The 26,874-nt window shown below is 39.3% G+C and carries 22 protein-coding genes, 4 pseudogenes and 1 riboswitch; of the genes and pseudogenes, 5 read left to right on the top strand and 21 right to left on the bottom strand.

Going from position 1 to position 26,874, the window contains the following annotated elements:
• Positions 1-519: 519 nt before the first annotated feature.
• On the bottom strand, positions 520-2,235 hold the full coding sequence (locus tag QFZ73_RS23505) for an ABC transporter ATP-binding protein (RefSeq protein ID WP_307271313.1): 1,716 nt from the start codon (positions 2,233-2,235) through the stop codon (positions 520-522).
• Positions 2,236-2,684: 449 nt separating this feature from the next.
• Here QFZ73_RS23505 and QFZ73_RS23500 point away from each other — a divergent pair, with 449 nt between their 5' ends.
• A complete protein-coding gene (locus QFZ73_RS23500) occupies positions 2,685-3,686 on the top strand; it encodes an MFS transporter (protein WP_307273009.1) in 1,002 nt (333 codons plus the stop codon).
• Positions 3,687-3,848: 162 nt separating this feature from the next.
• Here the strand turns inward: QFZ73_RS23500 and QFZ73_RS23495 are convergent.
• The 7 genes and pseudogenes from QFZ73_RS23495 to QFZ73_RS23465 all read right to left on the bottom strand — a co-directional run.
• A pseudogene (locus QFZ73_RS23495) lies at positions 3,849-5,286 on the bottom strand (IS1182 family transposase).
• Positions 5,287-5,564: 278 nt separating this feature from the next.
• Positions 5,565-6,827: a glycosyl hydrolase family 18 protein gene (locus tag QFZ73_RS23490; RefSeq protein ID WP_307271310.1), complete on the bottom strand. Its 1,263-nt coding sequence runs from the start codon at positions 6,825-6,827 to the stop codon at positions 5,565-5,567.
• Between the two features lie 302 nt (positions 6,828-7,129).
• Positions 7,130-7,786 carry an SDR family NAD(P)-dependent oxidoreductase gene (locus tag QFZ73_RS23485; protein ID WP_307271308.1) on the bottom strand — a complete coding sequence of 219 codons (657 nt, stop codon included), beginning with the start codon at positions 7,784-7,786 and terminating at the stop codon, positions 7,130-7,132.
• 352 nt (positions 7,787-8,138) lie between these two features.
• Positions 8,139-9,597, bottom strand: a pseudogene (gene cls, locus QFZ73_RS23480) (cardiolipin synthase).
• 237 nt (positions 9,598-9,834) lie between these two features.
• Positions 9,835-10,098: a metal-sensitive transcriptional regulator gene (locus QFZ73_RS23475; RefSeq protein ID WP_307271306.1), complete on the bottom strand. Its 264-nt coding sequence runs from the start codon at positions 10,096-10,098 to the stop codon at positions 9,835-9,837.
• 169 nt (positions 10,099-10,267) lie between these two features.
• Positions 10,268-10,711, bottom strand: coding sequence for an SRPBCC family protein (locus QFZ73_RS23470; protein ID WP_251436867.1), 444 nt, complete (start codon positions 10,709-10,711; stop codon positions 10,268-10,270).
• A 241-nt stretch (positions 10,712-10,952) separates the two neighbouring features.
• Positions 10,953-11,228, bottom strand: a pseudogene (locus tag QFZ73_RS23465) (DUF4309 domain-containing protein); the annotation flags it as partial.
• Positions 11,229-11,733: 505 nt separating this feature from the next.
• Here QFZ73_RS23465 and QFZ73_RS23460 point away from each other — a divergent pair.
• Positions 11,734-11,914, top strand: a pseudogene (locus QFZ73_RS23460) (glycerol-3-phosphate transporter); the annotation flags it as partial.
• A gap of 277 nt (positions 11,915-12,191) precedes the next feature.
• Here the strand turns inward: QFZ73_RS23460 and aspA are convergent.
• Together aspA and QFZ73_RS23450 are read right to left on the bottom strand one after the other, a co-directional pair.
• The gene (aspA, locus tag QFZ73_RS23455) at positions 12,192-13,622 is read right to left on the bottom strand and encodes an aspartate ammonia-lyase (RefSeq protein ID WP_251436863.1); all 1,431 of its coding nucleotides are present in this window, start codon (positions 13,620-13,622) and stop codon (positions 12,192-12,194) included.
• Between the two features lie 23 nt (positions 13,623-13,645).
• Positions 13,646-14,635, bottom strand: coding sequence for an asparaginase (locus QFZ73_RS23450; RefSeq protein WP_307273004.1), 990 nt, complete (start codon positions 14,633-14,635; stop codon positions 13,646-13,648).
• 228 nt (positions 14,636-14,863) lie between these two features.
• Between QFZ73_RS23450 and QFZ73_RS23445 the strand changes: the two genes are divergently transcribed.
• On the top strand, positions 14,864-15,247 hold the full coding sequence (locus QFZ73_RS23445) for a helix-turn-helix domain-containing protein (RefSeq protein WP_251436861.1): 384 nt from the start codon (positions 14,864-14,866) through the stop codon (positions 15,245-15,247).
• A 566-nt stretch (positions 15,248-15,813) separates the two neighbouring features.
• Here the strand turns inward: QFZ73_RS23445 and QFZ73_RS23440 are convergent.
• The 7 genes from QFZ73_RS23440 to QFZ73_RS23410 form a co-directional block, all read right to left on the bottom strand.
• Positions 15,814-15,981, bottom strand: a complete 168-nt coding sequence (locus tag QFZ73_RS23440; RefSeq protein ID WP_162878727.1) for a hypothetical protein — start codon at positions 15,979-15,981, stop codon at positions 15,814-15,816.
• A gap of 356 nt (positions 15,982-16,337) precedes the next feature.
• Positions 16,338-17,300: a homocysteine S-methyltransferase gene (mmuM, locus tag QFZ73_RS23435; RefSeq protein ID WP_307271295.1), complete on the bottom strand. Its 963-nt coding sequence runs from the start codon at positions 17,298-17,300 to the stop codon at positions 16,338-16,340.
• The gene (mmuP, locus tag QFZ73_RS23430; RefSeq protein ID WP_251436857.1) at positions 17,290-18,684 is read right to left on the bottom strand and encodes an S-methylmethionine permease; all 1,395 of its coding nucleotides are present in this window, start codon (positions 18,682-18,684) and stop codon (positions 17,290-17,292) included. The genes mmuM and mmuP overlap by 11 nt, the downstream gene beginning before the upstream one ends.
• A gap of 82 nt (positions 18,685-18,766) precedes the next feature.
• Positions 18,767-18,869, bottom strand: a riboswitch (SAM riboswitch).
• 228 nt (positions 18,870-19,097) lie between these two features.
• Positions 19,098-19,706, bottom strand: a complete 609-nt coding sequence (locus QFZ73_RS23425) for a flavin reductase family protein (protein WP_251436855.1) — start codon at positions 19,704-19,706, stop codon at positions 19,098-19,100.
• A gap of 20 nt (positions 19,707-19,726) precedes the next feature.
• The gene (locus QFZ73_RS23420) at positions 19,727-20,335 is read right to left on the bottom strand and encodes an alpha/beta hydrolase (RefSeq protein WP_251436854.1); all 609 of its coding nucleotides are present in this window, start codon (positions 20,333-20,335) and stop codon (positions 19,727-19,729) included.
• Positions 20,335-21,282, bottom strand: coding sequence for a ring-cleaving dioxygenase (locus QFZ73_RS23415; protein ID WP_307271289.1), 948 nt, complete (start codon positions 21,280-21,282; stop codon positions 20,335-20,337). Before QFZ73_RS23415 ends, QFZ73_RS23420 begins: the two co-directional genes overlap by 1 nt.
• 23 nt (positions 21,283-21,305) lie before the next feature.
• Entirely contained in the window at positions 21,306-22,283 is a 978-nt protein-coding gene (locus QFZ73_RS23410; protein WP_307271285.1) for a ring-cleaving dioxygenase, read from the bottom strand.
• 243 nt (positions 22,284-22,526) lie between these two features.
• On the opposite strand from QFZ73_RS23410, the gene QFZ73_RS23405 reads away from it, so the two are divergent.
• Positions 22,527-23,126: a nitroreductase family protein gene (locus tag QFZ73_RS23405; RefSeq protein ID WP_307271283.1), complete on the top strand. Its 600-nt coding sequence runs from the start codon at positions 22,527-22,529 to the stop codon at positions 23,124-23,126.
• 181 nt (positions 23,127-23,307) lie between these two features.
• Here QFZ73_RS23405 and QFZ73_RS23400 read toward each other — a convergent pair whose 3' ends face one another.
• From QFZ73_RS23400 to QFZ73_RS23390, 3 genes are read right to left on the bottom strand one after another with little or no spacing between them, the layout of a single operon-like run.
• Positions 23,308-24,357 (bottom strand): alpha/beta fold hydrolase, encoded by a 1,050-nt coding sequence (locus QFZ73_RS23400; protein ID WP_307271280.1) that lies wholly within the window; start codon positions 24,355-24,357, stop codon positions 23,308-23,310.
• Positions 24,350-24,853: a hypothetical protein gene (locus tag QFZ73_RS23395; protein ID WP_307271275.1), complete on the bottom strand. Its 504-nt coding sequence runs from the start codon at positions 24,851-24,853 to the stop codon at positions 24,350-24,352. Before QFZ73_RS23395 ends, QFZ73_RS23400 begins: the two co-directional genes overlap by 8 nt.
• 23 nt (positions 24,854-24,876) lie before the next feature.
• Positions 24,877-25,638, bottom strand: a complete 762-nt coding sequence (locus QFZ73_RS23390; protein WP_307273000.1) for an SDR family oxidoreductase — start codon at positions 25,636-25,638, stop codon at positions 24,877-24,879.
• A 395-nt stretch (positions 25,639-26,033) separates the two neighbouring features.
• On the opposite strand from QFZ73_RS23390, the gene QFZ73_RS23385 reads away from it, so the two are divergent.
• Positions 26,034-26,483, top strand: a complete 450-nt coding sequence (locus QFZ73_RS23385; RefSeq protein ID WP_307271272.1) for an OsmC family protein — start codon at positions 26,034-26,036, stop codon at positions 26,481-26,483.
• Between the two features lie 49 nt (positions 26,484-26,532).
• Here the strand turns inward: QFZ73_RS23385 and QFZ73_RS23380 are convergent, their stop codons facing one another.
• On the bottom strand, positions 26,533-26,784 hold the full coding sequence (locus QFZ73_RS23380; protein ID WP_251436841.1) for a YkuS family protein: 252 nt from the start codon (positions 26,782-26,784) through the stop codon (positions 26,533-26,535).
• Between the last annotated feature and the right edge of the window lie 90 nt (positions 26,785-26,874).

Here is a 26,874-nt window from a genome sequence, read left to right as displayed (position 1 = left end):
ACTCGCCAATATGAAGAGTATCAAAAAGTTGAGCAACTTATGTGTTTAAAGATAAAGATAGTTATAGACTGACGCAAGCAAATATAAGTTTTGGGGGATATCCGGATACCGTACCCTACAATATAACAATTTAGGATTCTAACAGCCTAAAATGAATTAGGGCTTTCCAGGTGCGGAAGCTACTTACGATCCCGCTTTTGCTTGAACCGTTAGCTGACCTTGATGCAACCCCTTTATTCCTCGTAGAACTTACTAAAGAAGCAGGAGTGACTTCATTAATTTAAATCCCAACATGGAATCTTAGTTCAGTTGTATAAAATGCAATGTGTATGACAGTAAAGAAGTAGGTACTTGATGCATTGGTTAAATATAAAGTTATAAGGCAACGAAAAGGACTACCTCATCTCATACCCTCATTTTTTTCTTGAATTGAAATTATTTCACTTAATGAAAATAACTCCACCCTATTAATAAAAGCTACATATCCTCAATGAAAGGACATGTAGCTTTTGATCAACATCATTTTTGGAATTGTAATTGATGCAGATTGGCAAAAATGCCCCCCTGCTTAAGTAAGTCATCGTGACCGCCCTCTTCAGCAATTCCTTCTTCCGTAACAACCACGATCTTGTCAGCGTTCCGAATGGTCGCCAATCGGTGTGCGATGATTAACGTAGTTCTGTTTTCAGCTAGTTCAGTAAGAGCCTGCTGAATTATTCTTTCCGTCTCGGTATCGAGTGCAGAGGTTGCCTCATCGAGAATTAATATTGGCGGATTCTTCAAAAACATCCTTGCTATTGCAATTCGTTGTTTCTGTCCACCCGATAATTTCAAGCCGCGTTCCCCTATTTGAGTCTCATAGCCTTCTGGAAGTCCTTCAATGAAAGTCTCTAAATGGGCTTTCCTTGCGGCTTCTTGAATTTGTTCATCCGATGCGTCAAGCATTCCGTACGCAATGTTCTCTTTTACTGTTCCCGTGAAAAGAAACACGTCTTGCTGGACTATGCCAATTTGTGAACGCAATGACTTTTTCGTCATCTCACGAATATCAATTCCATCAATGGAAATCGAACCGGCATTAACATCATAAAAACGTGGGATCAATGAACATATGGTCGTTTTCCCAGCTCCTGAAGGCCCGACAAAAGCGATGGTTTCACCCGCTTTAACAGTTAGATCAATACCTTTTAAAACCGGCTTTTTGTCTTCATAGTTAAAAGAAACGTCTTTAAAGGAAATATCCCCCAAAAGGGTGGTTACCGCTATTGCATCCTTTTTATCCACGACATCAGGCGCGACATCCAGAAGTTCCGTAAAACGCTTAAAGCCGGCCATTCCTTTTGGATAGAGTTCCATCAACGCACTGATTTTGTCGATCGGCTTAAATAATACGTTAACGTATAAGACGAATGCAACCAGTTCACCATAAGATAGCTGCCCATGAAAAGTTAGCCAAGCTCCCATCACCAACACCGCAAGGGTCATAAACCTCGTCATCATGTAAATGCCTGATAAGCTAAAGGACATTACCTTATATCCAAGAAGTTTCGCTTTACGGAATCTGCGATTATTAGTAGAAAATCTTTTCATTTCATATGTTTCATTAGTAAAGGATTGGACAACCCTCACTCCTGAGACGCTATCTTCCACACGGGCATTTACATCTGCAACCTCTGTATACATTTTCTTCCATGATTTATTCATCTTTAAATTACTTATGACAATTAATAAAACGAGGAATGGTAAAATACAAACCGATATGAGTGCCAGTTTCACATTGATTGTCAACATAATCCAAAATGCACCTATGAAAGTCATGAAAGCAATGAATAAATCTTCGGGACCATGGTGAGCAAGTTCACCAATATCGAACAGATCGTTGGTTATGCGGCTCATGATATGGCCGGTTTTCGTGTTATCAAAAAAACGAAAAGATTGTTTTTGCACATGCTCAAATAATTCCTCACGCATATCGGTCTCGATATTGATACCCAATTTGTGACCCCAATACCCTACGATGAACTGTAACAAGGTACTAATGATATAAAGGAGGAACAAACCGGCACTTACCGAAACAATTGCAGACCAATCGTCGCCAGGCAGCAGTGTATCTATAAACCACTGAACAGCTAGCGGAAATGCAAGTTCAAGTACAGCCACGACCACTGCACTGAAGAAATCAATAATGAATAACCGCTTATGCGGCAGGTAATATGAAGCAAAACGTCGAATCATCAAATTTTTCTCCTTTTTTACATATATTAAGGAGTATAATTCCATATTCAATATACAGCAAGCATTTCAGAACCCCCATGTTCATATTATGGTAAAATCATCTATATAAATCAGCCCAACCCGGCTCATGCAATCTATTAAATTAAGGAGTGAATCCAGTGTAAAAAAAATAACTATTCTAAATATCCATGAACTTTATTTTCGGAAAAGGATGGTATTCATGAAAAACACATCGTTTCGATGCCTTTGGATCGGTCAGGCGTATGCAAATCTAGGGGATATTTTTTATGTAGTCGGGTTGATTTCACTATTATATACCTTGACGGGATCTGCCTTTTATTTGAGTTGCTTCCGTTCACTACAACGATTTTTCGGTTTATCAGCAGTTTACTTGCCCCCCTTGTCATCGACAGGTTTCCTTTAAAAAGAATCCTAGTGCAATCTAAACTATCTTACTCGTTTGCCTAGGAATCTATATAACAAGTTTCAATCATGGTTTTTCTGTTGTCTTCATTTTCTTCATTGCGTTGATTTCATTATTGGATGGAGTCGCTGCCCCGGTCAGCGCAGCTTTGGTTCCTCAATTAGTTCCAATAAAAGAACGGATGAAAGCGAATGGCTTCTTGAATGTCATCACCCAGACCATCTTTGTAGCAGGGTGGCCACTAGGTTCCGTCTTATTGATAAGTACCAACAGCAGTTTCATTATTTGGCTTACGGTCATGCTTTTTGCCGTTTCAACGTTCTATACAGTGAGAATCCAAGTCTCAGAACAAACGACGGACTCTGTAGCTCCGTCAAACTGGGGTTCGATTAAATCCGGATGGGTTGCGATTCGCCAAATCCCGACTATCCGTACTCTCATTTCCATTGATTTTATAACTACTTTAGCTTCAAGCGTGTGGGTGGCTGCCATTATCTACATATATGTAGAACAGAACCTGCAACTGGGTGAAGAGTGGTGGGGATACATTAACACAAGCTACTTTGTCGGCATGATTTTCAGTGGATTGATCGTCATCCGTTTTGCTAAGTTACTAGAAAAATATATTGGATTCTTCATCACTTTCGGGCTATTTCTCAGTTCACTGCTGATCCTGCTTTTTGGAACTACCAGTATTCCAGCTTTGGCTTTGCTGCTGGCATGCCTTTACGGTCTCCCAGAACAAATCCGGGAAGTCGTCTACACCAAACTAATCCAAGACCATGCTTCGGAAAAGACTCTTGCAAAAATTCATGCCGTTTGGGGAGCGGTCATCAATCTTACATTTGCCGGCTCTGTCTTACTATTAGGCTATATAACGGAAACATACAGTGTCAAAACAACGTTCCAATTTTCTTCCACCCTGATATTCCTTGCCTTTCTTTATGCAACCTTTAAAAGGAACGACTTACAAGGGAAAAAATGTGATCAATCACTGTCAAGTCAGTCATCCAATATTCCTAGATGATGCATTCCATTCGATTCAACATAAAAAGGAGCCTTGGTTTTCCAGAGGCTGCTGAAAAACTCACGTTTTTCTAACTAGTACGGTAAACCAAACTAAAAAAAGACGATTCTCATTCGATACTTGAATGGAAATCGCCTTTTTTTGCTTCTGTGTGTCACTTTTTTAGGCTATTAATTTCATTATTCTTTTCAAGTTAACGGTGAAAATAGCCATTGCTCCTTGTAATTCCATGCCAAGTAGACCCGAGGATTTTGCAACATCATACCCGTGTCTGTGTTTCAATTCACTGTTTTTCGCTTCTATTTTATAACGTTCTTTTGATTTTTCTTTAAAATACTCACTTTCCTGGAATGTAGCCTGTTCTGTATGTTCATTGGATTTAATACTGACAGAATAGGTCTTGCTTTTCGCTCCTTCTTTATAACAGCCCTCTTTAAAGGGACAAATCTTACACTTTTCTACATCGAAGTAATAGGTATCTGTTTGATTCGTCGCTACATCTTTTTTGCCCTGCCGAGCTTTCCTGATAGCCAAATGCCCAGCCTTACAAACGTACATTCCTGCATCCTTGTTAAATTGAAATTCCTCTTCCTTCTTCCGGAATCCCTGTGTAACAGAAGGATTCAATTTTGCGACTAGTTTAATGTTATTTTCTTCACTGTATTCAATATTTCCCTTCTCTGAGTAAGCTGTATCGCCAATCACGGTCTCAATCACCATACCGGCAGCCGTGCTCTTTTCAATCAATGCCTTTAATTCTTTACCGTCCGTTTTTTCACCTGTAGTGATAGTCGCAGCTGTAATGATTCGTTCCTCACTCATCGCAATATGTGTTTTGTATCCAAAGAAAGAAGAGTCAGCACTCTTGTGGCCAATCTTGGCATCTTGATCTTTGGAGATCCTTAACTGTTCGATATCATCCGATACCGTTTCCTTTAATAGATTTAACTGCTCTTTTACCTTTGGATATTGGGTGATACGCCCTTCTGTTTCCACTACCTCGATGAGCTTCTGGCAATAAGTAATTTCATCCTGCAATACATCAGTAGTGGTTTTGGATGGGAATTTTTTTTTCATCTCTTCATCTATCGAATAGATTACTTTTCTTAATCTTTTAGATTGGTCCATCAATATTTCTTTTGGAGTCTTATGATTGTATCTGGCTTTCGTGTGGGTGGCATCCACAATAATCGTTTTGTTTTTAATGATTTCCTTTTCAATCGCAATCTCAACGGTTTTATGAATGAGCATATCCAAAAGGTTTATGCCTTTTAAACGGAGCTTTCGAAATTTCGTTAAGGAGCTAGGGTCAATAACTGGATCTTCTAGAGTATTTAAAGGACATGTCATACCTGGAACGCTCAACTATATCCACATCTGATAGGTCATGAATGGTCTTGAGCAGCAAGTATTTAAACATACGTATTGGATCGACAGCATTCCTGCCGTTATGAAGACAGTAGTTGTCCCTCAATTCTTCCAACACAAAAGAAAAGTCAATAAGTTCATTGATCTTGCGTAACCTGTTATCCTTTGGAACCACTACATCATAAATGGCCATATACGGACTAAAAACCATAGACGTTTGTTTTTGAATCATCGTACTCACCCACATAAATTTATTACCTTGATTATAAAACAAAAAAAGGTAGAGTTCCTCAGAATAAACTAAGAAATCTACCTCTATTGCCCGGAAGGGACTTTTTCAGTGCCCTCGGTTTTCCATGGCTCCTTTTTATGGTTTCAAGGCCCGTCGAACAATATTGTCTCTTTTTAAAATCTTGCTCGGTGTGATTGGCTTGCCCCTGATAAAAGTTGCACAACCAAACGAGGTAAAAAATATATAACACTTCTTTTCACCGCCTGCACCCATTCATTCTATTTGATAATCCAGATATTCTTATCTATAAACCCCCAATTCTGCGGGAATTCCAAACCAATCTGCCAATAAGTTGCACCTATCAATTCATTTGCATCAATCATTTCATATTTTGCGCTTATCGATCGAATATCTTCAAACCAAACGACATGGTTCGAATTCTCCCTTCGATAAGAATAGGTAGGTGAAGCCGCTGAGGTGTCAAAAGTTATTTCAGCGCCAGTTGCAATGGCAAGATTTTGGGCATTTTGAGCTGATAAAGCTTTCGTCTCGTGGCTTGGTACTATCCAATCGTATCCATACATAGGAAATGCCGACTGCAGTTTATACTCAGGTATATTCGACAAAGCATAACGAAGAACCTCGCCCATCCACCAAAGTGGGGAAATGGGTTCAGGCGGTCCAGTTGGATACCCATAATCAATGGTCATCACCGCAACAAGGTCGGCTGCCTCTCCGATCCCTCGATAATCATGGCCGCCTACAATTCGATTATCAGGATTATCCGCTGTTTTTGCATGTACGTTCACATGCAGGATCAGTTCGTTCAACCCCTCCTTTAATTCTTTTAAAAAATGTACATAATCGGAACGCCTGGCAGGTGGGATGAATTCGATGTCCATACTGACGCCCCCATAACCTTTCTCCTTAACGAAATTCAGCATACTATTGATTAAATTCGCTCTGTATACTGAACTGGCAAGGACATCACCCGCCAAATCAGCATCAAAATCACCACCTTGAAAGTTCCGTATCATCAGTAGCGGCTTCACCCCGGTCTGCTCGCATTTCGCGATAAGTGGGAGATCATCACCATCAACGAATGCGTTTCCTTCCTTTGTAAACGAATAAGCTACGATGGCTAAATAGGATAATTTATCACCATTCCCCTCAAGTGTTTCAAATACTACTCCACCTGAAGTCGGGAAGGCAAAACCCAGCGTAATCAATTGATTTTTGTAAGGAGACGGAATCAAAAGTTCCGTACCTACTATTAGCGAGTTTGCAACGATTCCTGGATTTTCCTCCATGATTGCCGCTGCACTCGTTCCAAAACGACTGCCGATTCTAGTGAGGGTATCCTGACTTTTAATTATATACCTTCGATTCACCGCTTTTTCATCAGGTATATACAATGCCAGGCCAGGAACCAAAGCTGTCGATTCCAATCCGTTGACTTCAATTATCTTCGATGGGTCAACTTTATTTTTCATGGCAATTTCCCAAAGACTGTCACCTTTTTTCACAATAATGATCGTCATTCAAAACCCTCCAAACTCCCTCCAAAAAAGTTTATGTTATTCAGGTAATTGGATAGAACGAATTATCACATTTCCTAATGATGATATCCTGGCTTTTTAGACGTTATTTTTAATGGAATAAAGGATAATTAAAAAAGAGGCTGTCCAAATGGACAACCCCACGCTATATGCCATCAGTTGATTTTTTGTTTCACATACTTCTATACATCAAAGTAAATTCTTGATATCGTAGAACTTCCCATTCTCCAAATCTTCCGTTTCAAGAAGCTGCAAAAGTTTATCTGCCACAAATTCGGGGCTTCTTAACATGCCCTCTCCTTTTTATATTCATGAAATTTGACTCGATCGGAAAAGTCCCGTTCGTCTGCTGACCGGATTGTCCCTTGCATCTCCGTATCCATTACACCTGGTGAAAAAGATATGAGGGACGTAGGGAAAGACGTTTTATCCTGTTCCAACCCTGCAACCCGTGTGAACATTTCTAGCCCCGCCTTAGTACTGCAATAGGCTGCCCAACCATGATAAGGTTTTTTTGCTGCACCTGAAGATATGTTGACCATTACCTTCTTTATATTCCAGTCCCTTGTCTGTTTAACGAATTCATCAGTCAATACGATGGGTGCCATGAAATTCACCCGCATGCTTGTTTCCAAATTTACCATACCAAGGTTTCCTACCGGCTTTATCGGTTCAATGACACCTGCATTATTAATGAAGTAAATGTCACTTGTTTCATCGACAGCAGCAAGAATCTCATTGACTAAGGAAGGTAACTTTTCCGTTTCATTCAAGTCCATCGAAATAAATGTAAGTTTCGTTTCGGATCGGTCAGCCATCCTCTGCATTTCAGGATGGCCTGTACGGGAAACTAAAATGCAATGATCACTCATCTGCAAACACCCTTTCGCAATGGCAGCACCTAAACCTTTTGAAGCTCCTGTGATTATAAACGTTTTCACGGCATTTCCCCCTTTTGTGGATATAAACTATTGTACCAAAACGGAGTTCGGAATGGCCTAACCCCGAACCATGATCATAAAACAAGACTAGGTTAAACTTTATGATTTTTTACTGTTTTATGAAACCCACATTGGATTGAAGAAATTTGCGACACTCCTGCCGAAATACTGGCTTGCCGAGTCCCCACAGACGCTTGCGGCGAGGAGACTTGGCAGACAGTCGGCGGAAAGGGCGCGGATTCCTGAAATCAACTGGAACCTTTTTCAAAGAAAAAAACTGCAGTCAAACTCGCTTTCGAATTTGTCTACAGTCTGTTCGGTCCATACAATAATGGTCCGATTACTTTAAAAATTATAAAATGGGTGATACCAGCCTTGCAATGGACTCTTTAAAACGAATCCACTTTGAACGCTTTTCAAACTCTACAATTGTAAGCTGCCTGCAGACTTCGACATCCTTATAAAAAATCCTTGTCAGTGTTTCGGCCATTCCTTCATCATAAATGAAAGCATTGACTTCAAAGTTCAATTTAAAACTACGGACATCAATGTTAGCTGTCCCCACCGAGGAGACCTCTTCGTCTACAACGATCATCTTCGCATGAATAAAGCCGTTATCATAGATGTATATCTTAGCTCCCGCTCTTAATAACTGCCCTGCATTGAAAGTTGTTGCCCAATAAACGAAAAGGTGATCAGGTTTATTCGGAATCATGATTTTCACATCTAACCCTGATAAGCTGGCAATTCGGAGTGCATCCAATAAACTTGCATCCGGTATAAAGTAAGGTGTTTGAATGAGAATCGATTTCTTTGCTGAAGAAATTAATTTAATATAGCCATTTTTAATTTGTTCCCCATTCAGAATCCGGCCCACTTGTCACTATTTGCAAATCTATATTGCCTTGAGGTTTTACAATAGGGAAATAATGAGGCTGATAAGTTATATCATGGTGTTTTGATGCCTGATTCCAATCCAGGATGAAACGGGTTTGAATGGCTTTGACAGCCGATCCCTTTATTCGAAGGTGTGTATCACGCCAAAAACCGAATTTTGGATTAAGCCCTAAATACTCATCCCCAACATTAAAGCCTCCAACATACCCTATTTTCCCATCTATGATGACGAGCTTTCGATGGTTACGGAAATTCAGCCGTAAATTTATAAATTTTAATTTGGATGGAAAGAATGCCTCTACTCTTCCTCCAGCCTGCCTAAATTCCCTGAAGAAACGTTTAGTCATCCCCCTAGAGCCCAGTTCGTCATAAAGCAGCCGAACTTTGACGCCTTCATTCGCTTTTTTAGTCAAAGCTTCAATGAATCGTTTACCCAGGCCGTCCCTTTGAATGATATAGTATTGTATATGTATATGGTTTTCGGCCGCTTCAATATCTTTAAAAAGCTGGTCAAACTTATTTTTTCCTTCCGTAAAAATATCGACTTGATTATCTTCAGTAAGCACGGCATCATTGTTCCTGAGATGCATATAAATCAAATCACGGTAATTACTTGAAGAAGCATTTCGAAAAGGAAAATGATTCGTTGAAAGCTCTTCCATCTGTTTATCAAGGATTTCTTCAATCCCGATTTTCTTCTTGTCCTCCCATTGGAATAAGTGGGCGTGTCTTAAACTCGTACCAAAAAGGAGATATAAAATAAAACCGGCTACAGGTAGAAAATATAACACCAATAACCAAGCCCAGGTCGTGCTCGCTTCCCTTCTTTCAAAAAATATGACAATCGTGGCAAATAAAATATTTAGAATGATGACGAGGCCGAGCAAAACCGATGTAACATGCGTAAATTCCATAGTATACCCTCACTCAATTTTTATCCCTTTAAGGATACCATGCAAATTCTTTATATCAAAGGATTTGCTTATCAGAAATGAAAACAGAGAATTCACAAAAATGGACCTCTTCCTGTAGAGGCCCATCTTAAAATAATCCATCCACCCCGGACACTAAAAATTCTCAGATTGGTCAGGTTGTCTTATAATAATTGTCTTAAAAATTTCAATTAAACAATAACAATAAAATATAATTGCTTACCGGCTTTTCACTAATAAATTCACAGCTTCTTTCACTAGCTCTTCGGGAGTCTTTTCTCCGGATTCATTAGCCTCCCTGACACATTCTACAAGATTGGAACTTACAATTACTCCAATTGTCCTATCGATTGCAGATCTAGTGGCAGATAACTGCGTTACTACATCTCTGCAATCTTTGTTTTCCTCCATCATTTTCAATATCCCACGAAGCTGTCCTTCAATTCGCTTCACTCTATTTTTAACCTGCTTATCATATTCCATGTGAGGCCTCCTATCCTGCCTAATACTTATGAATCCTATCCAGACATCAATCAAAAACCCATTCATTGAATTGAAGGCTTGATAAAAATCTTACAATTTATAATACATACCACTAAGGTATAATTGTCAAGTGCCAATATCCAATAATGATAGCTCGAATATGTAATTTCTATTTTTGTACAAGGAGACTTTGTGCAACTGCCTCAGAAAACTCGATCGTCATTTGGGGAACGTAGGTTTTTAACAAAGCATTGACGATAGGGGCTTTGGCTCCTTTTGCCGTAATCGCCAGGCAGCCAGTCATTTTAGTCTGTCCAATTCCGCAGTCTTCTGCTAAAAAATAGCCATGTCCCTCAAATTTTTCATTTAATCCCTTAAGTTTAAATGTTACCTTATCGGGTTCCATCCATTCCAATATATTCACTTCAAGTTTAATTTTCTTCTTCATTAATCCCAATTCGCTTTTAAACTCCCAAATAAGTGTCCCCTCATTTATCATCTCATGATTGATATATCCTGGGACAAGAGGTGCCCAACGATCTATGACACTGACAAATCCCCATACCGTTTTTATTGAAACAGGTAAAATGATACTATGCACACCTTCTGACAAAGCAGTTCCCCCTTAATCATTCTACTTACATCTTTTTAATGTATGGCTGAACAATATTGATTAGAACGGTTAGATCAGATTCTTAAACAAATTCTCCCGGTGGTGCTGTTTTATATACAATAAACCATTAAAAGATAATAACGGCTCAGGACTTTATATAGTTATGGTTTATTAAAGATCTCCAACCATCAAAGAATCGCCTTCACAATAAAGGGACGATCCTTTTTTGTCGTGTTACTTATTAATCTGACACAAATTCAACAGTATACATATTCAATCTTGGATCTGGATTAATCCAGGCGCTTTCAAACACGAAGACCACTTTATAATTTGCGTAATCGGTATAGGTGACATAGTACATCCCTTCTTGCTCCACTTCACTTACAGGTTCACCAGTCAATTCCTTCAACATGGATAATTGAATGGTTTGCAATGGAGGGTCAAAATCATCAATGGCGGTAATCGTCTTTCTACCTGTTGAACCGTCATAGAGGAATCGGACATTATGGGACCAATAATTGGCCGCAACAGTACTTAAATCTTCCGGTGCGCTTTTTCCACTTTCTTCAACGAATCACCTACAGAAAATAGGCCCTGTTAATGGTTTGCTGGGATTCATAAGCTAAACCCATGATCTGCCGTATCAAAAGGTCTGGCGTGGATTGTGATGTTAATGAATCTGATGAAGCAAAAGCAGCCTGCCCACTAAACATGAGAAATGCGAGTATCAGAAATGTAAAGCTTTGGATAAAACGATTCACTTGTTTCAAAGTTATCATTCCTTTCCACCTGGAAATGACTAATTACATTTTTTTAAATATCTTAACAAAGATGAAAATTGCGTATGTCATTCCATTGGTTTTACTTTTACCATTAATATTCATTGGAACTCTGGACACATACCATTCATTCAGAAAAAAACCTTTAAATAAATATTTTATCCGATTAAGTCATTTCAAGAGAGCCACATTTGATCTGTGTCAGGCCGAAGCAATGCAAAGTATTTATTTCCAGCAGGTTTGCTGACTGGCTTATTTGGATATTTAGGTGGATCTGTAGCGGCTAATGCTATTATGGGATTTGCAGTTGACTTTGCAGGCTGGGAATGCAGATTTTACATTAATAACGATTTCTTGTGTTCTGGCAGTAGTGGTATTTGGATTTACATGGAATGTTCGTGGACAGGAAGTAGTAAAGGGCTAATACAGGCATATTATTGAGCTCAAGCTTCCCCATTCCCCCTAGATATATTCTAAGGGGGATGGGGTTTCTATAATAGTTAAACCCCTCCATGTTTAGATTGACGGTAAAGAGATTGAATATTCAGTCTTTAATGCCCGTTAGCAGTTAACGGATGTTTGAGGAAAATTTCATATTAGAATGTATATAAATAATGACTATGCCTTTATACCAACGGTCCTAAAGGCATAGTCATTATATCAAAAATCATATAGATTAATGTTTTCCACTAATATACGGGTTATTGCCGATCAAAAAGGGAAGCTCCCGCTATACCGGGCTTTGTCATCTCATAAGGATTTAGAATCAAATCCAATTCTTCTTCTGTCAACACATCATATTGTAAACAAAGTTCGCGAACTGATTTGCCTTTTAATATCGCTTCACGCGCAATACGTGAAACCACTTCGTACCCAAGGTGCGGATTGACTGCTGTAATCACTCCAACACTTTGTTCGACATAATCTTTTAAATGTTGCTCATTAGCTTCAATGCCTTCTAAACAATAATCTGTAAAGACATTGAAAGCATTGTTCATAATGCTGATTGATTGCAATAAATTGAATACAAGCACTGGCTCCATTACGTTCAACTCTAGTTGTCCTGCTTCTGATGCTAAGCAAATCGTATTATCGTTCCCGATCACTTGGAAAGCGACTTGATTAATTAATTCTGGCATTACTGGATTTACTTTTCCTGGCATGATCGATGAACCTGGTTGACGAGCCGGAAGTGTGATTTCTCCTAATCCCGCTCTTGGTCCTGAAGCCATCAAACGTAAATCATTAGCGATTTTAGACATATTCATCATACATACTTTCAATGAAGCGGACACTTCAGTATATGCATCCGTATTTTGGGTTGCATCTACTAAATGTTCTGCTCCTACAAGCGGCAAGTTACTGATTTCAGCTAAATATGTAACAACATTTTCAATGTAACGCGGATCTGCGTTCAATCCCGTTCCCACTGCTGTTGCTCCCATATTCACTTCATATAAATGTTGACGTGATTGACTGATTCGTTTTATATCCCGATCCAACACGCGGCTGTATGCCTCGAATTCTTGACCGAGGCGAATTGGCACTGCGTCCTGAAGATGTGTCCGTCCCATTTTGATAACATGATCAAATTGTTTTGCTTTATTCTTTAGAACCGTACTCATCTTAGTCATTGTTTGTAACAATTGCTCCAAAAGTCGTAGTGTCGATAAATGAATGGCAGTTGGAAATACGTCATTCGTTGATTGCGACATATTAACATGGCTATTTGGACTAACATGTACATAATCACCTTTTTTGTGTCCCATAAGTTCTAACGCTCGGTTGGCAACGATTTCATTAATGTTCATATTCATCGATGTACCCGCGCCGCCTTGAATTGGGTCAACGATGAAATATTCATGCCACTTTCCATCGATCACTTCATCAGAAGCTTTGACGATAGCGCTTCCAATACCATCATATAACCGTTTGGTATCCATATTTGCTAAAGCGGCTGCTTTTTTAATCATAGCTAGTGCACGGATCATTTCTTCATTTACTTTGTAACCGGTAATTGGAAAATTTTCTACAGCGCGTAGCGTTTGTATTCCGTAATAAACTTCAGCCGGAATTTCCTTTTCCCCAAGAAAGTCTTTCTCGATTCGGTATGTTCTCTCTTCTATCAACATTTCCTCTTGCCCCTTTGTTTGTTCTATAATGTAATGTCCTCTGCAATCGGTGTTTCCATCATTTCCTTCACTTTTATTGGATCCCGTGTCTTGGCTAATATCCACATCAACTTAGGAACGATGGCTTCTGTATTCATATTTCTGGAACGAATGATGACATTCTTGTTTACTTTTCTTCCCACTTCGTAAATATCCATATCTTCCCCTTCTTCTAAACATTGGGTAGTAATGACTACGGATATTCCACACTCGACCAACTCATTCAATTTCTCTAAAATATTTCTTCCTTGAAATGGAATACCGCCGCTTCCATAACTTTCAATTACGATTCCCTGACATTGATTTTTCAGAAAATCAAAGAATTCAGGCTTAATACCGGGATGCAGCTTAACCAAAGCAACATCAGTACATAGGGAAGCATCTAACTTAGCTTCCTTTTTCTTTGGTGAATGAACTGGCTTTAGATACTCGATTTTATCTTTGAATATGGAAGCAATATAAGGATAGTTAATACTTTCAAACGAATCATAGCTTTTCGTTCTCAATTTAATGGCCCTAGTACCCTGGATGACTCTACCATCAAAAACAACATATACTCCTCCAATATCTTCACAAGCAAACCGAATCGCATCAGAGATATTTCTTTTGGCATCTGTCTTTTTGAAAGAAATTGGGATTTGAGAACCTGTAATGACAATTGGTTTCCCTAAATCTTGTAACATATATGAGAGCGCAGCTGAAGTGTAAGCCATTGTATCTGTTCCATGGGTAATCACAAAGCCATCATAATCATGATAGTGCTCATGGATGGATTGTGCCATTTCTGTCCAATCTTCCGGCTGCATATTTGTACTATCAATATTCATCAAAGGCTTACTATCAATCTTACATAGTAAGTCCAATCCCGGTAGGTGACCTAAAATTTCGTCAGCTTTCATCTCTGGAACAAGTCCATTTTCTCCTTCTAACGATGCAATTGTACCACCTGTTGTAAACAACATCAACTTCTTCATTTTTGACTTCAAGTTCTCCAATATACTACCCCCTATAAAGCCTCCTGTTTCACAATTATTCTTATCATCCCAGAAAAGGATATTTAGTTGAAAATGTACATGTTACGCGTACACCACATGTTATTATAGTCATGTTTCAGAGTGAAATCAAGCTAAAGTTATTCATTACGCGTACACTTATTTCAATATGATGTTATAATGGATTTATATATAAGGAGAGTAATAATAATGATAATAAATAGATTAACTACATTAAGGAAAGCCAAAAGGTGGTCTTTGCAATATACCGCTGACAGACTCGGAATCGCCAAGAGTACCTATGCAGGTTACGAGTCGGGCCATCGCCGCCCTTCATTAGAGACGATTAAATTATTAGCAGGCATATATGATACATCCACCGATTACATTCTAGGTCGAGTGGATTATCCAGCTTTTCTGCCTAAAGATATTTCCGCGGAGTCACCTCAAGTCATGGAATTAACGGATTTACCAAATATGGAGCTAGCTGTCGATGGAATCTCTCTTTCTGAAGAAGAAACGATTCAATTCATCGCTTTTATTAGAGCTAAACGAGAAGTGGAAATAAATCGCGATAAACAAAACGAAACATAGCAGGTTTACCTGGCATGATTTATATCTAAAAAGCTAACCTGCCTGAGAATTTTCAGTGTTTTTAAACAGTTAGGATAAGTCGGCCTGGTTTTAATTAATCGTTAAGTTCGCCCTTTTGACGCTACCCTTAATTATTTCTGGATGACAAGAGAATATGTAGATCATACTTACTAACTGGTCTTAGTAGCTTTGGGAATTCTAATATTCCCCCAAGACTAGAAATTTCAGTTTTATTAATTAATTAGAAGAAAGTCGGCTTATTAAATGTCATCCATCATCATCATTCTGTTTTCCACTATTGCTTACTTCTATTTCCATCAAGGGAAGATTGATTTAAGTTTAATCTCCGATTTCCCCTCTTTATTTATTTGCAACGAAAGAAAAAACCATAGCAAAACTCATGGTTTTCCCCCGTATATAAAGCCAAAAATAAGAAGCAACATGAAGAGGAAGTTACGTCTTTAATTCATGTGCTTCTATTATTGGAATGCGCAATTTAATAATCCTTAAAGTAATGGAAAATTGCTCAATATAATGTCTCAACAGATATACTGCACCTCAATATATTAAGGCATCTCATCTTCTTTTTCCCGATTTTTGAAAGCTTCATGTGTGACAATATCCTCAATCTGTTCATACTGGCGGCTGTGTTCCTTCTCTTCGCTAATTCTATTATTGGGTAAATTTCCTGGATGTCCTTTTTCTTTGTGATTAAAATTTTTACCACGACTCATAACTCATTCTCTCCTTTCTATTCATTGTTTGTATAGTTTTCCCAAGCACGAAAAAAATATGATTTAATTTCTCTTTTTACTACTTTTTGCAGCAGGATTCTTTTTCAGACGAACTGCTTTGTGACAAAAAATAAAAGGTATGAGTCAACCTAAAACGATCCTTCACTTCCGTTCTCGAGCGACTTATTTCTGAAAGGCCAAGAATTAATAAGCAATTTGGCCTTTTCAAATAACTCGAATCTGAATAAAGAGCTCAAAAAGAACAGGAACCGCCTGTTTATGACGCTTCCTGTTCTTTTTATTTAAGGGTTTCCCCACTACTTATAACTTATAACAGAGTGATAACAGAAAAAGGGCTAGGAGGATACTACCACGGAAGGTCGCCACTTTCTTGAAATGTCTGCAATATGATGAGGTGCCGTTCTGCAACATCCTCCAATTAAACGTGCCCCTGCATGGTGCCATTCTTCAGATTTCAGGTCGAGCCTGTTACATGATTCTTGACCATGCCATGTTTTAGTTTCTGGATTATATGATTCACCAGAATTCGGATAAACAATAATTGGTTTATGCGTGTTTGCACGCAACACCTGTATGGCTTCCGTGATACTTGATACAGGCGCACAGTTGATGCCAATTGCTGCAATTTGCTCACTGTCCCCAAACAATCTCGTACATTCCTCCAGCAAGGTACCGTCACTTATCGCTTTTTCATTTTTCAACGAAAAGGATAGCCAAGCATAGACTTCTGGATAATCTTTCAATATTGAATGTAATACTTTTGCTTCCTGCAGGGAAGGAATCGTTTCAAATGCTAAAATATCAGCTCCTGCATCAATCAAAGCTGATATTCGTGAGCGATGAAATGCCGCTAAAGTTTCTTCTGAAACACCATAGTTCCCTACATACTCTGAACCATCTGCAAGATAAGCCCCATAAGGTCCGACTGATGCAGCAACCAATGGTTTAGGTCTAATCGTTTGATATTCTTCCTTCCAAAATTCATCTCTTGCTTTTCTTGCAAGTAAAACCGTTTTCCGGATTAGCTCCAAAGCCTCTTTTTCTTGTATTCCTCGTAGGGCGAAACCTTCAACTGTTGCTTGGTAGCTTGCCGTTATAGCACAGTCAGCACCCGCACGAAAGTAGTCAGAGTGAACCTGATAAATCACTTCTGGATTTTCAAGCAATACATGAGCAGACCACAGGGGATCGTCCAAATCACACCCATGCCTTTCAAGCTCTGTAGCTAAAGCTCCATCCAAAATCATGACTGAATGATCTCGTAAAATTGCGTCAATTGGGTTGATTTTATTCTTCATGTTTTACTCCTCTTTTCTTTATAGTTTGTGTCAGATAATAACTTCCATAGCAAAACAAAATAAAAGGTATGCCACAATATAGTGCAATTCGTTGTGTAGGATCGAATGCAATTCCTATGCAAGAGGCAAGACATAGCATAAAAGAAACGATAGGTACGAGTGGATATAAAGGTGTATGATAAGCCAAATCATTTACTGAATTTCCATCTTTTATAAATCGTCTGCGAAATAGAAACTGTGACGCGCTAATACTCATCCAAACTACAACCACGGCTAGTCCGGAAATGGATACAAGCACTATGTATACTGTATCCGGTGCAATAATACTCGAGAAAAGGGCTAAACCACCGCCCAACATACTGAAAATGACTGCATTTACCGGAACACCCCGTTTTGTCAATTTTGCAAATATTGGTGATATAGTTTTCTTATCTGCAAGTGACCAAAGCATCCTGGATGAGGCATATAGTCCTGAGTTTGCAGCAGACAAAATGGCAGTTAATATAACAAAGTTCATAATATCCGCTGCATATGGCATTCCGATCCGTTCCAGAACTGTAACAAAGGGGCTCTCTAAAACGCTTGCATCCGAAATAGGCAATAATGCGGATAAAACAACGATGGTTCCTACAAAAAAGATAATCAATCTCCATAATGTCATACGGATTGCCTTTGGTATCGTTTTTTCTGGATTCACAGTTTCTCCAGCTGCAATTCCGATTAATTCAGTTCCGGAAAATGCAAAATTCACCGCGAGCATCGTCATTAGAATGGCAAAAGCACCATTCGGAAATAAACCTGCACTTGTGAAATTGGAAAATAACGGAGCTGATTGTGAATTAATTATTGGAATAAAACCTACCATTGCCGCAGCTCCCAGAATAATAAATATCACAATAGCAAATACCTTTATGGACGCAAACCAGAATTCGGATTCAGCGAAAAACTTAACGGTCCACACATTTAATGCCAAGACCAAAATGGCAAATAGAGCACTCCATATCCAGACACTTATTGATGGAAACCATCTCTGCATCAACAATCCTGCAGCCGTGAATTCCGAACCTAGTGCAACAGTCCAAGTTAGCCAGTACAACCAGGCTACTGTATACCCTGTCCCTGGTCCGATATATTTGGCTGCGTAGCTATGAAACGCACCTGTCTCGGGCATATGTACTGCCAGTTCACCTAGACATAACATGACTAGATAAACCACTAATGCTCCAATCAGATACGAAAGGATGGTGCCAAACGGGCCAGCCTGGTGAATCGTATAACCCGAACTTAAGAATAAACCAGTTCCAATCACCCCGCCAAGCGATAGCATTATTATATGCCTTGCTTGCATTTGCCTTTGAAAATCATGCTTCCTTTTGTTCTCCATTTTACTCTCCTTAATCTTGCATCCAGAAAAAACGAAAACGCACTCTAAAAAAGAGTGCGTTACTGACAAATAAACACGTACGGTCTTATCTATCAAGGTTTCACCCCCTGGAATTAGCACAGTGTCTTTATAGACCTGTTGCTGAGGTTTCATAGGGCCAGTCCCTCCACCTCTCTGGATAAGAAATTATTTTTTTATAACTTTATCAATCTATGAAAAATTTGTCAAGTTTTGTTTCGTTTGTAAAGACTTTCTTTTATATTCCAACAATCATGACCTCCGGCATTGAAATGATTGCTAGTCTTTGGAACTGTCGCTCACCGTATTAAAATTGCAGATAAAGTTAACCGGGATAAATTTGGTTTAAAAAATTGACGACATCTTAAAAGATGACGCCATTTTTTTCTTTTCCCTTAAGGACGTTCTATTTCAAATAATTCCCCAAGTTTTGTATAAGTATGACCCGCTAATCTTGCTACAGGTTTTAGCCCATTCTGGTCAATTCGGCCATTATGGTAAATATCTTGCTCTATATGATAGCAGACTATTTTCCCTATCAATAAATCACAACCAGGTTTATCCAGGGAACCTGCCAATGGTAACGTATGCTCCAATGTACATTCAAAGCGTACCTTCGCTTCTTGCAATCCAGGTACGGATACCTTATCACTAACAGCCGTCGTGAAATTAGTAAGACCCAATTCGCTTTCGTCAGAGGGGAGTTCCTTGGCCGTTCGATTTGCATCAGCAACATTATTTTCATCAGTGATATGAACAACGAATTCACCTGTTTGAATTGCATTTCGGGCTGTGTCCTTTGAAACTCCTTCTTTCCGTTGAACAGAAATGGAAATCATCGGAGGATTGGAACTGACTATGTTGAAAAAGCTGAACGGCGCTATATTGATTGTACCGGTTTCGGATTGTGTCGTAACCAGGGCTATAGGTCTCGGTATAATGCTTCCAGTCAAAAACTTATAATTTTCCCGTTCAGTCAGACTTTCAGGATTAACTGAAATCATCTTCATTCCCTCTTTCATTCTTATATAAAGTTCTTATGAAACCATGAACCTGCTGCCTCGACTTCTGAACGTGTTAACTGATGACCGTAATTTTCCCAGTGAATATCCACCCTAGCACCAGCTTGCAGTAAAATTTGATTAAGTTCATCAGTTTCTTGTGCCGGGCAAATCGGATCGTTTTTACCTGCAGCAATAAATACTGGTATATCCGAAAGGGGGGGTAAAGCAATCCCACGTCTTGGCACCATTGGATGATGAAGAATCGCTCCCTGTAGTGCCCCTTCGAAATGGAACATCAAACTTGCCGCTATATTTGCACCATTAGAATAACCTAATGCTACCACTTTGTCACGATCGAAATCATATTGGCCGGACGCAAATTCCAAGAAGTCATAAAGCTCCTTCGTACGGAAGATCAAATCTTCTTCATCAAAAACCCCTTCAGCTAAACGGCGGAAATAACGGGGCATTCCGTTTTCAAGTACATTTCCCCGTACGCTCAATACGGATGAACCCGGTGAAACCATTTCCGATAATGGCAAGAGATCAGTTTCCGTTCCTCCAGTGCCATGTAAAAGCAAAAGTAACGGAGCTTCTGGATTACTTCCTTGTTGAAAAATATGCTTCATCATTTATCCTCCTCTAGTACTCTCGGCACTGCCGGCAGTAACGTTTTCTCCATAATTCCCCTTTTTTCTTCCAACCATGGCGGCAGCATTAATTTACTGCCCATCGTTTCCTTCGTTTCATCATGAGCAAAGCCGGGTGGATCTGTGGCAACTTCAAAGAGTATGCCTCCATCTTCCCGAAAATAAATGGCATCGAAGTATTGACGGTCTTTAAAGGGTGTCACACCATAGCCATGGTTTGCGATATGCTCCCTCCATTCTTTATGATCTTCATTATCGCTTGCACGCCATGCAAGATGATGGACAGTTCCCACTCCGATTTTTCCATTTGGCAAAACCGTTTTTTTAACATCTATCAAATTTCCGATGTCCGATGTGGATTTGAAGCGGATGTAATCGCCCTCTTCCCCAATCTTTTGCAGGCCCATCACTTCCTCTAATAGTTCCATCGTTTTGATCGGTTTTGACGTCAATAATACGGCACCGCCGAATCCCTTGACTGCCTTATCAGCTGGTACACCGCCGAATGACCACTCGCTATTTTTACCTTCTTTACGCTCAACCAGCTCAAGTTTCAAATCATGCGGGTCTTGAAATTCCAGATATTCCTCACCGAAACGTGAAACCTTTTCAAAGTCTATGTTAAATTTACCCAAACGCATTTCCCAGAAGCCCATTGACCCTTCCGGAACGGCATATGTTGTAATCCCCACTTGTCCAGAGCCAATTGTACCTCGGTATGCTTCAGGCCAAGGAAAGAAAGTGATGATAGAGCCCGGTGAACCTGATTCATCTCCGAAATATAAATGATAGGTGCCTGGATCATCAAAATTAACGGTTTTCTTCACCATACGCATTCCCAATACTCCAGCATAAAAATCCACATTCTCTTGAGGATTGCCAACAATTGCGGTTATATGATGTATTCCAGCATTTTGCTTTTGCATGCCCATTACTTCCTTCCCGTTAATTAATTTGTTGATTTTGTATTCAGTGGTTTTAAATTCGATTCAATATCCTTTCTTTTCGATTCTAAAAAAGGTGGCAGGGCAAGGTTCTCACCTAGGTGCTGCTCTGCTTCATCCACTGCAAAACCAGGTCCATCAGTAGCTAGTTCAAATAATATGCCATTCGGCTCCCTAAAATAGAGTGAACGAAAATAAAAGCGGTCCACATAGCCCGAGTTCACGAATTTCGATTCACTAATTTTCTCTATCCATTTTCTCAATTCTTCTTCATTATCCACCCGGAAGGCAACATGGTGTACTCCACCCCTCCCCAACCTTTCCCGAGGTATGTCATTCCTTTCTTCAATATGGAGTTCCGCTCCTGTTCCTCCTGCACCTGTCTCGTAAACGACAATCGGATTTTGTCCCCTAATTGAGGATGGGTATGTGCCTAATTTCCTGAATCCCAATACCCCGGTAAGGACACTTTCTGTTTGTTCAATATTGGGTACAGTAAGTTTTACTGGTCCTAATCCAAGGATGAAAAACTCTTGCGGTACCGGGCTTCCATCCCACGGTAATCCTCCTTGAACGCCGTTATTATCCTGATCGGAAACCAGAAGAATCCTCTGCCCTTCAGGATCTTTAAAAGAAAGCACCTTCCTTTCAAAACGGCTCGATATTTCTTCATGTTCAACATTGAATTCCACAAACCGTTTTTTCCAATATTCTAGCGCTTTATCATCTCTCACCCTTAAAGAAATTTCAGAAATGCTATTGTTTCCCTCATGAGTGCGGGCAGCATTGGGAATTTCAAAAAACGTCAATTCCGTACCCGGGGAACCAATTTGATCTCCATAAAATAAGTGATACACACGAACATCATCTTGATTCACCGTTTTTTTGATTAATCGCATCCCTAAGACTTTTGTGTAGAATTCAAAGTTATTTCCCGCGTTAGCTGTAATAGCCGAAACATGATGTAATCCTTTTAATTCCATCCGTACCACTCCTATCTTTATAAATTTCCCCTTACGGTGTTGAATTAATTCGTAAATAATATCTTGAATTCAAGGTATTTAACCTAACATAATACTTTTAATACAAATATCTTGATTTAAAGATAAACGACAGTGATATAATTGTCAACCATTTTCATTCAAATAATTTCAGCCGTATTCACTTATCATAAAATAATAAAATCAGGTCAAAATAAATCGGTATAAAGAATGGAGGTGTGATATATGGTTAAAGATTTTTTTAGCGCAATTGAAGATAGACGCTCTTATTATTCCCTTAGTAAGGAGCGTGTTGTCCCTAATAAAAGGATTAAAGAAGTTATCGATCATGCCGTTCAATATTCCCCTTCAGCGTTCAACTCCCAAAGTGCAAGAGTGATTGTTTTAACTGGTCAAAACCACGACCTATTATGGGATATCACGAAAGAAACATTAAGAAAAGCAGTCGGTGATAAAGATTTTGAAAAAACTGAAGAAAAAATGAAGTCATTTATAAATGGTTATGGTACGGTTTTATTCTTTGAAGACCAGGCAATAATAAATAGGCTTCAAGAACAATTCAAACCGTATGCCGAAAATTTTCCGATTTGGTCGAACCAATCGTCTGCCATTTTACAATTTGTCGTATGGACTTCCTTGGAAATTGAGGGTTTTGGTGCAAGTCTTCAGCATTATAATCCTTTAATCGATGACGAAGTGAGAAAGACATGGGATATATCACGCCATTGGAAACTCATCGCACAGATGCCTTTTGGAAAACCCACTGCAGAACCTGGCGATAAAGACTTCTCACCACTTGAGGAACGAGTGAAATATTATCAATAATACAATGGGGGCTGGTTCTACATACCGAGCCAGCCCTTTCATTTATTTCACTTTAGTAATCCAGAAATGATGCAAAAAATTTTAAAAATATCAATGACGCAAAGCCTATATATTCTACAACCGGCATGATTTTGATATCCTCACTGCCGTCCAACAAGTACATTTTACATCCCCTAGTAACCTATTGAATTGGTGAAGAACGCCCTGGTAGCCATTCCTTCAAATAATATGGGAGTACACCGGAATAATGTTTAGCAGCATGTCCACTTTTCAGTAGGCTATATGTCTTATCCTTACATGTTAAATGCTCCATTACCGGATAAATCATTTCCTGAGGGACCAATCGATCATACTTACTCGCTATTACCAAAACACTAGCATCAATTTTCGATAGCTTCGCTTTTTTTCCCCTTACCTTAAAACCACCCTTAACCAAGCTATTTTTTATCAATAAATCTTTGGTTATTTGTTTTGCGGCTGCTCCGGATAATGGTACATGCCCATTAGCCCAAGCATTGAAGCGGCGCCAATTCCGAACATATTCATCATCATCGGCTTGATTCAATAAAGATAAATAGGGTGATATATAGATAGGAGATGTAATTAACCTGATTCCATATTTAACTGCACTGGCTGGGATCGTTTGATAAATATCAATCGTCTTGTTAAAATCCGCGGTACCTTCCTTTAACGCTTCCTGCCATTGATCAAAAAATTCCGAGGCACTGAAATCTACCGGTGTAACGGAGAGGATCAAATTCTTGATTGGCTCGTCTGCAATGGCAGCATATATTGCGGCTATTGTACCGCCGAGGCAAAACCCCATAACTGTAATTTCCGATGCTCCAGAGTAACGTAATGCACGCTGAACTCCTTTTTGGATATAATCGACGATATAATCTTCGATCGATATTTCACCATCTTCAAAGCCCGGACTTCCAAAATCAAGCAAATACACATCAAAACCTTCGTTTACAAAGGATTCTATTAAACTATTCCCCGGGGACAAATCAAGAATCAAAGGAGTATTGATTAGTGAATATATAAGAAAAACCGGAACATCATATTTTTTTTGTGCTGACGGATAATACCAAAGCGTTGATTTGTTTTTTTTCCACACCGCTATTTTCGACGTCAGTCCCATTTCAGGCATTGGCTGATTGGGAATATCAATAAATTGTTTCCATTTAGTTATGGTTTCGTGATTTTTCGGCACTTTCCGCTTAGACATTTAAATTCCCCTGTCCAAGTGAATCCAACTCAGGTAACTGTGAGCTTGACAATAAGGATTTATTAATAATATCCGATATCCTTTTTTTACGCCCATCCATTTCATTGGATTCCCAACTTGACTTCTTTTTCTTACTGCCCGATAAAATAGCATTGCGTTTATTACGAACTGAAGAATTACCTCGAACGTTCCCTCCCCTATCCTCAACAAGTGTAGAGACCAGCTCTTCTAACCTATCAATTTTTTCTTCGAGCTGGATGACTAATTTTGCTACACTCGCCACATCTTTTTTTGTTGGGGAATTCATGATGATGGACATTCTTTCTGAGGCTTCCTGCATTCTATTTATTCTTGGAATCTGCATTTGGGCATTGTCGCTTATTGCTTCTATTAAATTTCGATTATTTAGCATATCCTGAATTTTACCATTAAGCTGTTGCTCTTTTTGTGTGCCTAGTAATTTAAGCCCTTTATAAAAATTTGATTTTCCCGTCATATATTTCTTCCTTCCTCTTCCGTTTACACTAATGCCGATATTCCACCGTCAATGATCAAAACATGACCAATCATATAGTCAGAAGCCTTTGAGGCTAAAAATACGGCGGCACCCTTTAAATCATCTTCACCGCCAAACCTGCCAGCCGGAGTTTTACGTAATATGTCATAGTTAGACTTTTCAAGAATTTTCTTTGTGATTTTAGTAGGGAAAAATCCAGGTGCAATTGCATTGACCTGGATGCCGTATCTAGCAAGTTTAACTCCTAAATCCTTGGTCATTGTAATGACGGCACCCTTACTGGTGTTATAAGCGATCGTATCCAATAACTCAGGAAATGTCCCGCCAAGACCAGATACCGATGCAATATTTATGATTTTTCCGGAATTTTGCTGCTTCATGACCTTCGCTACAGCCTGTGAAAACAGGAATGTACCTGTAACATTAACATTCATTACTTTTTCCCACTTATCCTTGGGAAGATCCAAAAGCGGACCTGACCAGGACGTACCGCTATTATTGACAAGAATATCAATCGTGCCGAATTGAGCAACCGTTTCCTGGACGACATGGTCAATGGCACCCTCATCCGTGATATCACATTCAAAGGCAACGGCATTAACACCCATCGATTGCAAGTCTTCACATACCTCCTTGCATACAGGAAGATTTCTTGAAGCAATGACTATATTTGCACCAGCCTCCCCCAACGCCATGGCGATCTGTTTGCCCAGTCCTCTGCCGCCGCCGGTAATGATAGCCGTTTTATTAGTCAAATCGAACATATTACTCAATGTAGTCAACTTTTCAGCCCTTCCTTAATGAAGTATTATTTATATAAAACCGTCTATATCATTATAGAAAAGCCTATCCAATATTGTGCTTAAAATAGCCTAATGCCTCTGCCTTTTGTTTCATCAACATGTATCCTTTATATATCAATAATGCCTTTCCGTTCGATGCTTCGTTCGGCTGGCGGAAATTTGACCTGCTGAAAACTATTTCTGCCGAGCGGTAGATTATTTGATTGATTAGCTACAGATTCAGGCCTACTGGCGAATTATTCGGCCGTTTCATAACTTAATTTTTTCGATTGCTGGATTATTCGACTGAGTGAGCAAAATCGGATACTTAACCTGTTTAATCGTTTACACTATAGAATAGTAAGGAGGTTAAAAGAATGACGATACATCACTTTCATTTAACAGCGGAATGGCCCGGCGGCAGAAATGATATCGGCACGATTCATTCAGGGAATCTTCAAACACAGATAAGTATTCCTACTGAAATGGAGGGACCAGGGATCGGCACTAATCCCGATGAAATGCTGCTTGGGGCGGCATCGACCTGCTATATCATTACCTTTGCTGCCATGTTAGAGCGAGCCCATATAGAAAAGCTGAGCTTGACCATGCAATCGGAAGCGTTAGTGGATGTTACGAATGGTGTATTCACCTACAAGAAAATCATTCATCGCCCTGCACTTATTTTAGTACCGGGTACTTCTGAAAAAGTGGTTGAAAAAGCGAGGAAACTTGCTGAAAAGGCGGAAACTTCATGCATGATTTCTAGAGCGATCAAAGGTAATGTAGCGGTGGAATTGATTGCGGCAATTTCCATAGCACTGTAACCCCGAACAGAAAAAGTGCCTAACCCTATCGGTTTAGGCACTTTTTGAACTATTGAATGGCGTTCACTTTATTTTCAACCTCGCGGCACACTTCATCAGCCGTTAAACCATTTGCCTCAATGATAGACGCTTTTAATGAAGTATCGCTTATACCCATCACATTACTTTCCAAACCTGTTACCACACAACAATCCAAGTTTTTTGTGTCAGCTTCTTGTTTAATCTCCACAACATCAAAACCTTTTTCACGAAGTGCTTCCTGAATATTCGTTAATGATTCTTCAACACCGATTTTTGACATCAACACACACCTCCTCTACCTTCTAACCTGTCCTTTTCACCATCAATATATGTATAGGATACAAAGGAAATAGGGAAAGTAATATCGAGG

The organism is Peribacillus sp. V2I11, assembly GCF_030817135.1.
Classification (GTDB): Bacteria; Bacillota; Bacilli; order Bacillales; family DSM-1321; genus Peribacillus; species Peribacillus simplex.
This window is presented reverse-complemented; position numbering and strand designations above follow the sequence as displayed.